9 protein-coding genes and 1 tRNA gene are annotated in these 15,570 nt (G+C 60.9%); 3 read left to right on the top strand and 7 right to left on the bottom strand.

All coding sequences use genetic code 11. The annotated features are described in order from the left end of the window. Positions 1 to 297: 297 nt before the first annotated feature. The 7 genes from ABHR63_RS09405 to glgB form a co-directional block, all read right to left on the bottom strand. Positions 298 to 534 carry an FmdB family zinc ribbon protein gene (locus tag ABHR63_RS09405; RefSeq protein ID WP_346965064.1) on the bottom strand — a complete coding sequence of 79 codons (237 nt, stop codon included), beginning with the start codon at positions 532 to 534 and terminating at the stop codon, positions 298 to 300. A gap of 88 nt (positions 535 to 622) precedes the next feature. After that, on the bottom strand, positions 623 to 3,919 hold the full coding sequence (locus ABHR63_RS09410; protein WP_346965065.1) for a 4-alpha-glucanotransferase: 3,297 nt from the start codon (positions 3,917 to 3,919) through the stop codon (positions 623 to 625). Between the two features lie 215 nt (positions 3,920 to 4,134). Further along, positions 4,135 to 6,474 (bottom strand): glycogen synthase GlgA, encoded by a 2,340-nt coding sequence (gene glgA / locus ABHR63_RS09415; RefSeq protein WP_346965987.1) that lies wholly within the window; start codon positions 6,472 to 6,474, stop codon positions 4,135 to 4,137. A gap of 90 nt (positions 6,475 to 6,564) precedes the next feature. Beyond that, positions 6,565 to 7,692 carry a glucose-1-phosphate adenylyltransferase subunit GlgD gene (gene glgD, locus ABHR63_RS09420; protein ID WP_117583495.1) on the bottom strand — a complete coding sequence of 376 codons (1,128 nt, stop codon included), beginning with the start codon at positions 7,690 to 7,692 and terminating at the stop codon, positions 6,565 to 6,567. A gap of 4 nt (positions 7,693 to 7,696) precedes the next feature. Next, positions 7,697 to 8,845, bottom strand: coding sequence for a glucose-1-phosphate adenylyltransferase (locus ABHR63_RS09425; protein WP_346965067.1), 1,149 nt, complete (start codon positions 8,843 to 8,845; stop codon positions 7,697 to 7,699). A 108-nt stretch (positions 8,846 to 8,953) separates the two neighbouring features. Next, entirely contained in the window at positions 8,954 to 11,380 is a 2,427-nt protein-coding gene (locus tag ABHR63_RS09430) for a glycogen/starch/alpha-glucan phosphorylase (protein WP_346965068.1), read from the bottom strand. A 94-nt stretch (positions 11,381 to 11,474) separates the two neighbouring features. Beyond that, entirely contained in the window at positions 11,475 to 13,754 is a 2,280-nt protein-coding gene (glgB, locus tag ABHR63_RS09435) for a 1,4-alpha-glucan branching protein GlgB (protein WP_346965069.1), read from the bottom strand. A 331-nt stretch (positions 13,755 to 14,085) separates the two neighbouring features. Between glgB and ABHR63_RS09440 the strand changes: the two genes are divergently transcribed. The 3 genes from ABHR63_RS09440 to ABHR63_RS09450 all read left to right on the top strand — a co-directional run bounded on the left by ABHR63_RS09440 (position 14,086) and on the right by ABHR63_RS09450 (position 15,569). Then, a complete protein-coding gene (locus ABHR63_RS09440; protein WP_346965070.1) occupies positions 14,086 to 14,775 on the top strand; it encodes an HAD family hydrolase in 690 nt (229 codons plus the stop codon). A 9-nt stretch (positions 14,776 to 14,784) separates the two neighbouring features. Then, positions 14,785 to 15,426 carry a thiamine diphosphokinase gene (locus ABHR63_RS09445; protein WP_346965071.1) on the top strand — a complete coding sequence of 214 codons (642 nt, stop codon included), beginning with the start codon at positions 14,785 to 14,787 and terminating at the stop codon, positions 15,424 to 15,426. Between the two features lie 70 nt (positions 15,427 to 15,496). Next, a tRNA-Ala gene (locus tag ABHR63_RS09450) sits at positions 15,497 to 15,569 on the top strand. The last annotated feature ends 1 nt before the right edge of the window (position 15,570 follow it).

A 15,570-nucleotide genomic window follows, 5' to 3' on the forward strand; every position in this document is an offset into this window, starting at 1 on the left:
GACGCGGAAATCGCGCGCTGTTGACGCGCCCCCGCAGTGCCCGCTTCCCCCAAGGACAATTATCAGTGCAGGTAGATGGCTTGTTGAAATTTGCAAATTACCGGAATGGATAGAGGCTGTCAATTCAGCCCCGTAATCCGGCAGAGTTTTGAAATGTTACAAACTTAGCATCAGCCCGAAATCCGATCTAAAGAAAAGTTGCGGTGAAATGGTTCCTGTTTGGCCGTTTGATGGGCTGATTCAGGAACTATTTCACCGCAACTCATAGGGAAATCTGAGTAGCGAGACCGCTTGTCTCTAGTGGTTGTGCGGGCAGTTGGCGCAGCAGCCGCTGGTGGCGTTGGTGCTGGAACCACCGCTTCGCTGGTCGGTGTTGTAGAAGCCGCTGCCCTCAAACTTGATGCCGCTGGTCGAGAACGTCTTGGATGCCGGAGCGCCGCAGCTCGGGCACACGACCTCGGGGGTCTCGGACATGGGATGCTCAACCTCAAACACGTTGCCGCAGCTCGAGCACTTGTAATCGTAGCGCGCCATAATACTTCCTTTTCAGCACAAAGCGGGCAGATCGCTCTGCCCGCATAAATTCAAACGTTTGTAACTGTACCCTATATCGGGGGTTTTATCACGCTTCGCCCCAGAATCTATGGGTGTTGCGCAGGAGCTGTGCAGTTTTGCCTTCGGCGGCCGCAACGTCGGCCTCATCGGCCTGCCAGGTCCAGTTGCCCGTGGCGACACCCGGCACGTTCATGCGTGCATCGTCGCCTAGCCCCAGGATGTCCTGCAGTGGCATCATCACCAGGGGAGCGTCGCTTGCCAACGCGTCGCCCATAAGCTTGGCCGCCACCTCAACACCGCTCGGCTCGTCGCCGCCCGCAAAGGAGCGCGTGCACCAACCGGCGAGCGTCGACGTGTCGTGCGTCGAGGTGTACAGAATCTTGCCCGGCGTGGGATGCACGCCGCAGCGGACGTCGTAATCGCTAAACTCCAGCACGTCCATACCGGGGAAGCCGCAGGTCGAAGCCATGGCGCGAACGCCGGGCGTCAGGTAGCCCAGGTCCTCGGCGATAAAGTTGAGCGGCCCCAGCTCGTCATAGGCAGTCTGGAACAGATCCTTGCCCGGACCTGCCAGCCAGCGGCCGTCGGCACAGGCCTTGCCTGCGGGAATGCTAAAGTAGCTGTGGAATCCCAGGAAGTGGTCCAGGCGCACGCGGTCGTAGAGCGAGAACGCGCGACGCAGACGGTCCATCCACCAGCGGTAGCCGTTCTCCTTCATGTGATCCCAGCGGAAGGTGGGGTTGCCCCACACCTGACCCTCGGGCGCAAAATTATCGGGCGGCGCGCCGGAAACCTCAATCGCCTTGCCGGTATCGGACAGCCAGAAGTTCTCGGGCTCGCTCCACGCATCGGCCGAATCGTCCGAAACATACATAGGAATGTCGCCGATAACCTCGATGCCCTTCTTGTGCGCATAGTTCATGAGCTCGCACCAGGCCAGGTCAAAGCGGTACTGCATGTACGCCTGCAGTTCGGCTTCGTCGTGGAAGCGCTTGTCATCGATCAGATGCTCGTTGTAGCGCGCGACATCTGCCGGCCAATCGTGGCGCGACTCGCCCTCAAAGTACTTCTTAACGGCCATGTAGACGCAGTACTTCTCGAGCCAATCGGCGTTGCGATGCTTAAACGCCGTGTAGAGCGGGTCTGCATCTTCGCCGCCACGGGCCTTCCAAGCCTCAAAGTCGTCCGCAAGTTCCTCTTGGCTTTCGGGCAGCAGGTCAATATTGCCTGCAAAGGCCGAAGGCCCAGCGTAAGGGGAGCGGAAGAAGTCCGTCGGGTTGACAGGCAGAACCTGCCAGTAGCGCATGCCCATAGCGGCCAGATGGTCGATAAAGCGACGCGTGGGCGCACCAATCGTGCCGGGCTTGCCGTCGTCGGTGGGCACCGAGGTGATATGGCACACGACGCCCGCGCCGTGATCGAGCGGCTCCTGCAGGCGCTGCTCGGCATGGTGATAGATGATCGACGAGCCCAGCGGATACAGATCGAGCGTGACCGTACCGTTGTGGATCTCGCACTCGTGGCCGCTGATCACGTCACTTGCACATTCGCCGAGCGCCGGAATCGTCACGCGGTGCGAATTGCGCAGGCTGCGGTTGATGATAACCGTCGCGCACTCGCCATCCTTGCCCGTGCGGTTGTATGCCAGCACCTCGTCGTTGAGCGCGAAGGCCTTGATCTCGCCGTCGATCATAAATGGCAGTGCGCGGCGTACGGCGGAGGCGTTCTTGACAATAGCCAGCGTGTCGAAGTCGTGCAGTTGGTCCTTGGTCGGCAGCGTGCGGCGATTGCCCGGGTCGGTAAGGCCCTCCAGGCCGTACTCGTCGCCGTAGTAGATCGAAGGCACGCCGGGGAAGGTCATCTGCATGAGCGTTGCAAGCCAAAAACGGCTCTTGGCCAGGCCCATCGAGTTCTCGTCCAGGCGCCATTTGCTGCGCTCGCACTCGGGCAGCTGCGAGTCGTCGGGGCCGCCGCCGAGCACCGAGATGATGCGCGGACGGTCGTGGCTCGAAAGCAGATTGAGCGCGCAGGACAATGCCTCGCTCGGGTAGTTTTCGCGCAGGGTCTCGATATCCTCGGCGGCCTCGTAGGCGTTCTTGTAGCCCATCAAAAAGCCGATGACCATGTCACGGAAGGGGTAATCCATAGCAGAGTCCAGCTCGGAACCCTGCAGGTAGCGGCGCAGATGACCGTAGCTTATCTTGTTGGAGGCGTCTTCCCAGACTTCGCCGAGCAACAGTGCGTCGGGCTTTTCGGCAAGTACGGCCTTCTTGATCTCGGCCAGGAAGTCGTCGGAAAGCTCGTCAGCGACGTCCAGGCGCCAACCATGGGCACCGGCGCGCAGCCATTTGCGGATCACGCCGTCCTTGCCCAGGAGCCTCTCGCGTACCAGCTCGGACTTCTCGTTGATGGCCGGCATGTTGCCCACGCCCCACCAGCAGTCGTACGAGCCGTCCTCGTGGAAAGTAAACGCATCGCGCCACGGCGAATCCTCGCTCTGCCAGGCACCCACGCCGGGGTAGTTGCCATAGCGGTTGAAATATATCGAGTCGTCGCCCGTGTGGTTGAAGACGCCGTCCAGGATGATGGAGATGCCCAGCTTCTCGGCTGCCTGGCAAAGCTCGGTAAAGTCCTGCTCGGTGCCCAGGATCGGGTCGATCTTGGTGTAGTCGGCCGTGTCGTAGCGGTGGTTGCTCGCGGCTTCAAAGATGGGGTTGAGGTAGATGGCCGTAAAGCCCAGCTCGGCGATGCGGGGCAGGTCTTCCTGGATGCCCTTGAGCGAGCCGCCGTAGAAGTCCCAGGTCTTGATGGAGCCGTCCTCGGCGCGCTCGTACACGGGCGGCTCGTTCCAGTCCTCGACCATCCGGCGCTGAATGCCCTTGCGCGGTTTTTCGAGTTGGGCCATTGTGCGCTCGCGCCAATGCTCGTCACGGGCGTAGCGGTCGGGGAAGATCTGGTAGACCATGCCGCGCTCGTACCAGGTGGGGCGGTTCTCGCGGTGCTTGTAGACGGTAATCTGGAAGGACGGCACCTCGGCGTAGTCGTAGGTTACGCCCTCGCCGCCGGTGCGGCCCTGGGGCGCGCCCAGGCGAACCTCGGGCTGGCCCTCGATATTGCATATAAAGCTGTACCACACAAGACACGGTTCAGTGCATTTGAGCTCGCCGGTAAAAATGCCATCGCCTTCGTGCTCCATCGGAATCAGGGTCTCGCCGACTTCCTCGACCCAGGTACGCAGGGTGAGTGTTGCCTGGTTGGGATCGGCATCCTCCAAAATAACCGAGAGTGCAACGGTAGTTCCTGTGGTCACAGCGCCAAACGGAGTGCGAAACTGCGGTAGGCGGCTGTTGTGTATCAATCTCATAGTACGGTCCAGTTCAATAGAATCACGGCCTACGGGCCATGGGCTTTACGCACAAGATATAAGTATATCTGTTGTACACAGGGTGTATAAACAACATCCGTTTACCATCGGCGAACGGTTGTCCTAGAAAATCGTTTTACCCATCTATAGAACAAGGGGTGTCACGCTGAATGACACCCCTAGTTTATTGAGGATTTGGTTTTGGATCGTCCGGACTAGCGGCGCTTGCGGGCGGCCGTGGCCTTACGGACGGACGTCTTCTTGGACGGGGCCTTTTCCGTTGCCGGAGCGGCGGGGGAGACCGGGGTCTCCTTGGCGGGCGCGGGCTTAGCCTCTGCCTTCGGGGCGGCCTTGACCCCGGCGGCCTTCGGCACCGGCTGGGCCTTTACCTTGGCCTTGGGCTCCTCTTTGGCAGCAGCGGGCTTAGTCTCCGCCTTGGGAGTTGCGGCCTTTGCCGTGGTCTTCTTAGCTGTCGTCGTGCGCTTGCGCGTGGTGGTCTTGGCGGCGGGCTTGGCCTCGACGGTTGCCTCCGGCTTGGACTCGGCAGGCGTCTCCTCGGCCTTGGCGGCCGGCTTAGCGGCCGCCTTGGGGGTAGCTTTCGTTGCAGTGGCCTTGGTAGCCGTCGCCTTCGTAGCTGTAGTCTTCTTGGCGGTCGTGCTCTTGGTCGCGGCTGTTTTCTTGGCTGCAGCTTTGGCCGGAGCCTTTGCGGCCGGCTTGGCCTCGGCGGTCTCGGCCTTTACCTCGGGAGCAGCCTCGGCCTCGGCGCCCTTCTTGGCAGCGGCGGTCGTGCGCTTGCGCGTCGTCGTTGCCTTGGCGGCAGTCGTCTTTGCTGCGGCGGTCTTGGTGGCAGCGGCCTTCGTGGCCGTAGCTTTCTTGGCCGTCGTCTTGCGCGTCGTAGGCTTCTTGGCGGCAGGCTTCGCAGCCGGCTTATCCTTAGCCTCGGGAGCTGCTTCAACCGGCTTCTCCTCAGCCTTGGGCTCCTCAGCAGCAGCGGGCGCCTCAACAACCGGCTCGGCCTTAGGCTCCACAACGGCCGCAGCCTTCTCAGCCACAACCACAGGCTCGTCGACAACCGCCGCCGGCCTCTCAATCTCCGGATGCATAAAGAAGTACAGGTCCAGATACTTATCGGCCGAGCGCGTCCAGCTAAAGTCCTGGCTCATGGCCTGTGTGACCAGCTGGCTCCAGGCATCGCGGTTATCCCAGAACAGGCGTGCCGCGCGGAACACGGCGTCGCCCATCTCGTCGCCGTTAAAGTTGCTAAACGAGAAGCCCGTGCCCTCGCCGGTAAACTCGTTGTACGGCTGCACGGTGTCCTTCAGGCCACCGGTCTCGCGCACGATGGGCAGGGTGCCGTAGCGCATGGCGATGATCTGAGACAGGCCGCAGGGCTCAAACTTCGAAGGCATCAGGAACATGTCGGCGGCGGCATACATACGCTGCGACAGCGCCGGATCGAACTCGATGCGCGCAGCCATGGTGCCGGGGTACTTGTCCTGGAAGTAGCGCAAGCCGTCTTCGTAGTCGCGGTCGCCGGTGCCCAGCACGGCCACCTGAACGCCGCCGGCCAGGATGCGGTCGAGCGCGTACATGACCAGGTCCATGCCCTTCTGGCGCGTCAGGCGCGTGACCATCACCATAAGCGGGCGGTCGTCGCGAACCTCGAGCCCCAGCTCTTCCTGCAGCTTGGCCTTGCACACGGCCTTGCCGGAACGGTCGTCAACCGTGTAGTTGGCGGAAATGCGCTTGTCGGTTGCCGGGTCAAAGGCTGCCACGTCAATGCCGTTGAGGATGCCCTGCAGTGCGTAGGAGCGCTCGCGCAGTACGCCGTCCAGGCCCTCGCCAAACTCGGGCGTCTGGATCTCGCCCGCGTAGGTGGGGCTCACCGTGGTGATGGCATCGGCATAGTGCAGCGCGCCCAGCATGTAGTTGATGCTGCAGGCGTCGCAGCGCAACTGCGTGGCGGCCGCGGGAATATGCGCCACACCCAGGATGTCCTCCATCACGGTGTCGCTAAACTGGCCCTGGAACGCCACGTTGTGGATCGAGAACACGGTCTTGACGCGGTCGTACAGCGGCAGTCCCTGGTAGAACTCGCGCAAGAACACGGGCGCTAGTGCCGTCTGCCAGTCGTTGCAGTGCAGGATGTCACACTCAAAGCCGGCCGGCAGGTGCTGCAGGCTCTCGGTGATGGCCTTGGAGAAGAACGCAAAGCGCTCGCCGTCGTCAAAGAAGCCGTACGGATAGTCGCGCGCAAAGTAGCGCTCGTTGTCAACGAACATATAGGTGACGCCGTCGTGCTCAAGCTTCTCGAGCCCGCAGTACTCATTGCGCCAGCCCAGGCTCACGTAAAAGTCTGCAAAGTGCTCCATCTGCGCCTTGTACTCGTCCTTGATGGTGGCGTACTTGGGCACCGTTACGATAACCTCGGCGCCGGCGCGCACGAGTGCTGCAGGCAGCGAGCCCGCCACGTCACCCAGGCCACCGGTCTTTACAAACGGTGCGCACTCGGCCGAGGCAAACACGATCTGCATCTTTTTGCTGGAATCTGCCATATTGTCTCCCATGTTGCAATTCGAGAATAGCCGCCTGGCGCTAACCGGGCGGCTATTCTACATGTTACGAGCGATGTTGCGGTGCCAACGTTAACGTACGATGGTGGTGTCGGAAGTTAACGGAGCCTTGCCCAGCACCAGGATGTTCTCGGGCGTGCCGCGAAGCTCGGTGTTGGTGGGAACCACGTTGTTTTTGTCCAGAATGGCGTTCTCAACGCGGGCGCCGCTCTTGATGATGCAGCTCTGGTTGATGATCGAGTTGGTCACCGAGGCGCCCTCCTCGACCACGACGCCGCGCGACAGGATCGAGTTGCGCACGGTGCCCTTGATGATGCAGCCGGCCGAGATGATCGAGTTGCACGCGTGGCTGCCGGTCGCATAGCGCGAAGGCGGCACGTCGTGAGCCTTGGTCAGGATCGGGCGCTCGGGGTCAAAGAGCTGATCGGCCACGGTCTGGTCGAGCAGGTCCATGCTGCGGCGATACAGCGACTTCTCGCTAAACACTCCCACGACCTCGCCCTTGTACTCGTAGCTGCACACGTCGATGTTGCCAAAGTCGCCCTGGAGTGCCTCGAGCAGGTCCAGATAGTCGGCGGCCTGGTAGTGGTCGATGATCTCGAGCAGCGTATCGCGGTTGACGATGCAGCAGTCCATAGAGGCGTTGTCGCCGTACACGACGCCGGCGCTCACACCCGTCAGGCGGCCGTTCTCGTTAATCTCGAGCTTGGTCTCGTCATCGACGTTGCGCGTGGCCTTGCAGTACACCACGGTCATCTGGGCACCGGAGTTCTCGTGCGCGTCGATGATGGTGTTGAGGTCCATATTAAAGATGATGTTGGTGCCCATCATCACAACATAGGGCTTGTCAGAGCGCTGGAACAGCGTCTTGTTGGAGATGATGTCGCGCAGCAGGAAGCGCATGCCGCCCTTGGTGGTGCCATACGCGTTGCCGGGCACCATGAACAGGCCGCCCTTCTTGCGGTCCAGGCCCCAGTCCTTGCCCGAGCCCACGTGGTCGATCAGCGAGCGGTAGTTGCCCGGCATGACGACGCCGACGGTCTTAATGCCGGCATTCATCATGTTGGACAGCGGAAAGTCGATCAGGCGGTAGCGGCCCAAAAACGGAACGGACGCGATGGGGCGGTCCTTGAGCAGCACGCTGCCGTAGGTCGAAGAGTAGTTAGCGGTGATATAACCGATGGCCTTGCGATTGATCATCGGATCATTCCCCCTTCCCGATAACGACGTCATTTCCAACGACGGCCGTATCCTTGGTGGTATCGACAGAGCCGAGCTTCACGCCCTCTTCGACCGTGGAGTTCTCGCCCAAAATAGCGCGGCAGATGTGCGCGCCGCTCTTAACGTGCGCACCCGGCAGCAGCACGGAGTCCTCGACCACGGCGCGCTCCTCGATGATGACATCGGTCGAAAGGATCGAGTGGCGAGCGGTGCCGTAGATCTTGCAGCCGTTGGAGACCAGGCAGTCGTCCAGGCGGCCGTCCGGGCCAATGTAGTGCGGCGGACGCGTGGTGATGTTGGACATGATGGGGAAGTTCTTGTCAAACAGATCGAACTCGGGGTTGTTGCCCAGCAGGTCCATCGAGGTCTCGTGGAAGCTGGCGATGGTGCCGACGTCCTTCCAAAAGCCGTGGAACTCGTAGCTGTACAGGCGCTTGCCCTCGCCGAGCAGCTTGGGGATGATGTCCTTGCCAAAGTCGTGGCTCGAGCGCTGGTCCAGAGCGTCCGCCTCGAGCGCCTCGATCAGCACGTCGGCCGAGAAGATGTAGATGCCCATGGACGCGAGGTTCGAATCGGGCTTATCGGGCTTCTCGGTAAACTTGGTGATGCGGCCGTCCTCGGGGTCGGTGGTCAGGATGCCAAAGCGGCTGGCCTCCTCCCACGGCACGGGCATAACGCTCACCGTGAGGTCGGCGTTGTTCTCAATATGCGTCTTGAGCATCTTGCGGTAGTCCATGCGATACAGGTGATCGCCCGAAAGAATCAGGACGTACTTGGGGTCGTTGGCCTTGATGTAGTCGAGGTTCTGCGTAATGGCGTCGGCCGTGCCTGCATACCAGGCGCCGCCGGTCTGCGTCTCGTACGGCGGCAGGATCGACACGCCGCCGTCACGGCTGTCCAGATCCCAGGCCTCGCCGGAGCCCACGTAGGCATGCAGCAGGTAGGGACGGTACTGCGTCAGAACGCCCACCGTGTCGATGCCCGAGTTGGAGCAGTTGGACAGCGAAAAGTCGATAATGCGGAACTTGCCACCAAAGCTAACCGCCGGCTTAGCGATCTTTTGGGTGAGTGCCCCCAATCGGCTGCCCTGTCCTCCTGCGAGGAGCATCGCGATGCATTCTTTCTTACTCATCGATTTCTCCTTCTGTCATCGATGTTCTTAAACCCATTAGCGACGGGCGCGGCGCTCGGTCGCGCCCGTCGAGTAATGCCGTGCTGGCATAAGGGAGCTTGCGCGCCTTTACGCGTGCCAGATCTCGTCGCGGTACTCGCGAATGGTGCGGTCGCTCGAGAACCAGCCGGAGGAGGCGGTGTTGAGCAGAGCCTTGCGGTTCCAAGTCGCCTGGTCGCCGTAGCTGTTCGTGAGCGCCTCCCATGCATCCACGTAGCTGCGGAAATCGGCCATGACCAGGTCGGGGTCGTTGTTGTTCATGAGCTCGTTGTAGATGCTCTCGAAGTTGCCCGAAAGGCCCGCAAAGGTGTTGTCCTTGAGTTCGTCCATCACGCGGCCCAGACGCTCGCGATCGTTGTTGAGGGTATCCCACGCAAAGTAGCTGTTGGATGCCCAGAGCTGCTCGACCTCGGGAGCGGTCAGGCCAAAGATGGCCTCGTTCTCGCGGCCGGCCAGGTCGGCGATCTCGATGTTGGCGCCGTCGAGGGTGCCCAGCGTAATGGCGCCGTTCATCATGAGCTTCATGTTCGACGTGCCCGAGGCCTCCTTGCCGGCCGTGGAGATCTGTTCCGAAATCTCGGCGGCGGGGTAGATGAGCTGGGCGTTGCTCACGCGGAAGTTGGGGATAAAGCAGACCTTCATGACCTCGTTGACGCGCGGGTCGTTGTTGATGACGTCGGCCACGGAGTTAATGAGGCGGATGGTCTCCTTAGCGAAGGTGTAGCTCGAGGCAGCCTTGCCGCTAAAGATGAAGGTCGTCGGCGTCACGTGGAAGTTGGGATCCGCGATGCGACGGTTGTAGATGTCCATCACCTTCATGATGTTCATGAGCTGGCGCTTGTAGGCATGGAATCGCTTAACCTGAACATCGAAGACGGTGTTGGGGTCGATGACCAGACCGGTCTCGGCCTTAACGTAGGCGGCCAGGCGCTCCTTGTTGGCGCGCTTGGAGGCGCCCACGGCCTTCAGGAACTCGGTGTCGTTCTGGAACTCCTTGAGTTTTTCCAGTTCAAAGGCGTCCTTGAGCCAGCCGTCGCCAATGGCCTCGGTCACGAGCTTGGCGTAGGTGGGGTTGGCCTCGGCAAAGAAGCGACGGTGCGAGATGCCGTTGGTCTTGTTGTTGAACTTCTCGGGCGTCAGGGCATAGAAGTCCTTGAGCACGATGTTCTTGATGATGTCGGAGTGAATCTTTGCCACGCCGTTGACGCTATGACTGCAGATCACAGACAGGTTGGCCATGCGGATCTCGCCGTCCCACAGAATGGCGGTCTGGCGCAGACGCTCCTGCCAGCCCTCCTGCGTGGTGTCGAACGACTCGTGCCAACGACGGCTGATCTCGTCGATGATCTGGTACACGCGGGGGAGGAGCTTGGAGAACGTGCCGATGGGCCACTTCTCCAGAGCCTCGGGCAGGATGGTGTGGTTGGTGTAGCTCACGACCTGCGTCACGATGCTCCAGGCGTCGTCCCACTCGAGCTTCTTCTCGTCGATCAGGATACGCATGAGCTCGGGGCCGCACATGGCGGGGTGCGTGTCGTTGGTGTGGATGGCCACAAACTGCGGCAGCAGCTCCCAGTTCTCGCCATGCTCCTTCTCAAAGGTGTCGAGCAGGCTGTAGATGCCGGCCGAGACAAACAGGTACTCCTGCTTCAGGCGCAGCAGACGGCCGTGCTCACCGGCGTCGTTGGGGTAGAGGATGGCGCTGATGGCCTCGGCCTCGGCGCGCTCGGCATCGGCCAGGGCGTAATCGCCGCGGTTGAAGGCCTCCAGATCGAAGTGCTCCTCGACCGGCTCAGCGGCCCAGACGCGCAGCTTGTTGACGGTCTCGCCGGCATAGCCCACAACGGGGATGTCATAGGGAACGGCAAGGATGTCCTGCGTGTCCACCGTGCGGTAGAACGTGCGGCCGTTCTCCTCAAAGCCCTCAACATGGCCACCAAACTTGATGGTCACGGCCTTATCCTGACGGCGGACCTCCCAAGGATAGCCGTGGGTGAGCCACTCGTCGGTAGCCTCGACCTGGCTGCCGTTAACGATTTCCTGCTTAAACAGGCCGTAGCGGTAGCGCATGCCGTTGCCGTAGCCGGCAATGCCCTCGGCTGCCATGGAATCCAGGAAGCATGCGGCCAGACGGCCCAGGCCACCGTTGCCCAGAGCCGGATCGGGCTCCTGGTTCTCGATGACGGACAGGTCGAAGCCCATGTCGTCGAGCGCCTCGGCGACCATGTCGCGCACGCCAAAATTGAGCAGGTAGTTGTCGAGCAGGCGGCCGATCAAAAACTCGATCGAGAAGTAGTACACGCGCTTTTTGCCCTCGGCGGTGGCGCGGGCGTCGCTCTTGGTAGCAACGGTGCGTGCCTTCTCGGCCACGAGCTTGGCCAGGGCGTTAAAGCGGTCCAGGTCGCTGGCGGCCTCGACGCTCTTGCCACTGATGCTCATGACGGCATCGCGATAGAGCTCGGTAAACTCCTGCTTGTTGTCGAAGATCTTATTCATACGTTCCTTTCCCCCGGGGATGTTTCTCCCGGAACGGTTATGTCTTGTATCCTACGCCCCGTCGGGGCGGGTAATTACAGCTGTAACGGTTTTGTTACGCATCCTTGGCAGACGACTTAACAGAAGCAGACTTTGCCTTGGGAGTGGCCTTTTTGGCAGCCGGCTTCTTGGCCGCGGTAGCCTTAGCAGCGGGCTTTGCGGCGGTCTTGGCCTTGGCAGCGGGCTTCGTGGCCTTCGCCTTGGCCGGAGCCTTCTTGGCAGCCGCAGGCTTGGGCTTCACCGAGGACGTGCGCTTCTTGGGCGCAGCCTTGGGAGCCTCGACCACGGGCGGCTTGTAGCTGCTGGGACCGCGGCGCTTAAGCACCACGCCAGCCAGGCCGGGCACCTTGATCTCGATGGAGTCCATCTGCCCGTTCCAGGGATAGGGCTCGCTCGAGCAGGTGTAGGGCTCCTCGCCGGCATAGCCGCTGCCCCCAAACTCGGGACGGTCGGAGTCAAAGATGACCTCCCAGTCACCCTCGCGCGGCACGCCCACACGGAAGCTCTCGTAGCTCGCCGGGTCAAAGTTGATCAGGATCACCAAGTCGTCGTCAATGTCCTCGCCCTGGCGCACAAAGCTCACGATGGACTGCTTTGAGTTGTCCGCGTCGATCCAGGTAAAGCCGTCGTCGGTGTAGCCGCGCTCGTACAGGGCGGGCTCGGCGGTGTACAGGTGGTTGAGCGCCTTGATAAACGCCTGATGATGCTTGTGAGTCTCGTACTCCTCGGTCAGGAACCACTGGATGGACTCGTAGTAGCGCCACTCAATAAACTGGCCGATCTCGTTGCCCATAAAGTTGAGCTTGGCACCGGGGTGCGTCATCTGGTAGAAGGCCAGCGTGCGCAGGCCGGCAAACTGGCGCCACCAGTCGCCCGGCATGCGGCCGATCAGCGAGCACTTGCCGTGCACGACCTCGTCATGGCTGAGCGGGCAAATGAAGTTCTCGGTAAAGGCGTACATGATGGAGAACGTGAGCAGCCCGTGGTTGCCAGGGCGCCACGGAAAATCGGTCTGCATGTAGTGCAGGGTGTCGTTCATCCAGCCCATGTCCCACTTGTAGTGGAAGCCCAGACCGCCGTCCTGCGGCGGATAGGTCACGAGCGGCCACGCGGTGGACTCCTCGGCCATCATCATCACGTCGGGGAAGTGGGCCTCCACGGCGCAGTTGACCTGACGGATAAACGCGCTGGCGTCCAGGTCCTCCTCGGTACCGTACTTGTTGAACTTCTTTTGGCCGGGATCATCGATGCCAAAGTTGAGGTACAGCATGCTGGACACGCCGTCCATGCGAATGCCGTCAACGTGGAAGTTCTCGAGCCAGTACAGCACGTTGGAGACCAGGAAGGAGCGGACCTCGCCGCGGGCGAAGTCGAACTTGTGCGTGCCCCAGTTGGGATGAATCTCGTGCTCAAACAGCATGTGCCCGTTAAAGGTGGCAAGGCCGTGGGAGTCGGCGCAAAACCCGCCGGGCACCCAGTCCATGATCACGCCGATGCCAGCCTTGTGGCACGCATCGATAAAGTGCATGAGCTGCTGCGGGTTGCCGTAGCGCGACGTGGCGGCATAGTAACCGGTCGTCTGATAGCCCCAGGAGCCATCGAAGGGATGCTCCATAAGCGGCATGACCTCGATATGCGTATAGCCCATGTCGCGCACGTAGTCCACGAGCTCCACCGACAGGTCGTCGTAGGTGTAGAACTCGCCGCGCTGCGCGGGGAAGGGATCCATGGGACCGGGGTAGTTACCGTACTCGTCCGGCTCGCCCTGCGGCGCATCGCCGTGCCGCTTCCACGAGCCAATATGTACCTCGTAGATGTTGAGTGGCTGCGACATGTGGTTGTGGCCGGCGCGGCGCTTGAGCCACGCGGCGTCATTCCACTTGTAGTCATCGAGGGTCCACAGCACGCTCGCGGTACCCGGAGGGCACTCGGCCTTAAAAGCATACGGATCGGCCTTGTAGAGCTTCTCGCCCTCGTTGGTCTCGATGAGATATTTATAGAGCTGGCCCTGCTCGGCGCCAGGAATAAAGCCTTCCCAAATAGCGCTCGTATGCACGGGCACCAGCGGGTTGGCTTCCTCATCCCAGTCGTTAAATTCGCCAATGACATGGACGCTCTTTACGTCGGGCGCCCAAACGCAAAAGCGCCAGCCGCGCGTACGGTTCTGCGTGTCGGGATGCGCGCCCATCTTTTCCCAGCTGCGCTCCCACATACCAATGCCAAACAGATAGACATCGTCCTTAGAGAGCTCCGGTGCGTGCGGGGCGGCTTTACGGATTGCGGGCTTTTTAGCCGTTGGCTTTAGCTTTGTATCGCTCACGTTTGATCCCATCATGACGCGGCAGCGTGTTGCCTTGGTGACTAGATGCGAAAGGTCCAAGGCTGCACGAATCGAAGGGACGGCGAAGTTTCTGTGATTCGTTCCACCTCGCGTGCTCGGTGGAACTTTCGGCAGAAACTACGATAACACCTGTGCGTTAGTTTTATGGACGAAAGCGGATTTGTGGGGGCGTTTAATCGGTAAGCGACATGTTTATACCACTGGCAGAATTGCCATGGTAAAACTCTTGACAGTTTTACCAATTAGGGTTTCAAAAATGTTAGGCTGACGTTTGGTAAAACGTTTTTAGCAGGTTGTTTACCATTTGACATCGAAAGGTACGTTTATGTCCCATACCGCCGCTCCCAAGGTTGCTTTTATTTTCGATTGCGACGGCACGCTGGTTAATAGCACCCCCGTTTGGGCTTATGCTCAGCCAGAGTTATTGCACCGCCACGGGATTGACGTGACCGTGGATGACTTTGCCCAATTCGAGCACCTGTCACTGGAAGACGAGTGCCAGGCCTACCACGACACGTGGGGCATTGGCGCGAATGGCGAGGAGCTGTATCGCGAGCTGAGCGACATCCTGATCGATGGATACTCCAAGGTGCCGCCGCGCGACGGCCTGCTTGCATTTTTGGAGCAGGTGAAGGCGGCGGGCATTGCAATGTGCGTTGCCACGTCCACGCCGGCCGAGCTGGTTAAGTCTGCGCTTGCGGGCGCCGGGCTCGACGCTTATATGGAGTTTGTTACCACGACGGGCGAGGCGGGGCGCTCCAAACAGTTCCCCGACGTATACGAGCTGGCGCTGCGCCGCCTAGATGAGCGCCATGGGCAAAAGTTTGAGCGCGCTTGGGTGTTTGAGGACGCAGTCTTTGGCCTTAAGAGCTCTGGCACCGCAGGCTTTAAGCGTGTGGGTATTTATGACCCGCACGGCCGCATGAAGCGCGATGACGTGCGCGCCAATTGCGATATCTTTATCGACAGTTACGAAGAGCTGGATCTGCCCCGCGTGCTTGCATTTGAGGGATAGGCGAGGGCCGTGGCTTGCAAGGTATTAGTGGTCTGCGGCTCACCCGTGGTGGCGAGCGCAGATCTGTTGCGTAGGCTGGCGGGGGAGTGCGACCACGTTGTCGCCGTGGACCGCGGACTCGACGCGCTGCTGGGCGCCGGCCTGGGCTGCGACGTTTATGTGGGGGATGCCGACACGGTGAGCGATGCGGGTCGCGCGCTAGTCGATGCCGCCACCGACTTTGAAGTTGAGCGCCACGACCCGTACAAGGACTATACCGATCTGGCGCTGGCGCTCGATTCCGTCCGTCGTCGCTGGCCGGGTGCCGAAGTAGTTGCGACTTGCGCTACGGGCGGCCGTCCGGACATGGCGCTTTCCGTACTGGGGCTGCTCGCAGGCTACGAGGATGCCCCTATCTGGATTGCCGAAGACGAGACCACGGCCCGCATCTTGCACGCAGGCGAATCGTGGACCATCGAAAGCGCCGAAGGCAAGACGTTCTCCATCATCGCCATAGCCCCCAACACCGAGGTAAGCGAACACGGTCTAGAGTGGGAGCTAGATCACAGCTCTCTGGACCTGTTGGCCGACACGGGCATCAGCAACGTCGTCAGGTCAACAGCCACGATCCAAGTCCACACCGGCACCGCCATCGCTTACCTATATCAATAGGCATTTAGAATCTGACCCAAAAAAGTCCTTGCACGTCGCGCCAACTTCACTTATAGTATCTCACCGTCACGGGGGCGTAGCTCAGCTGGGAGAGCGCTTGACTGGCAGTCAAGAGGTCAGGGGTTCGATCCCCCTCGTCTCCAC

This window comes from Collinsella aerofaciens (assembly GCF_039752775.1).
In the GTDB taxonomy this organism is placed as follows: Bacteria; Actinomycetota; Coriobacteriia; order Coriobacteriales; family Coriobacteriaceae; genus Collinsella; species Collinsella aerofaciens_R.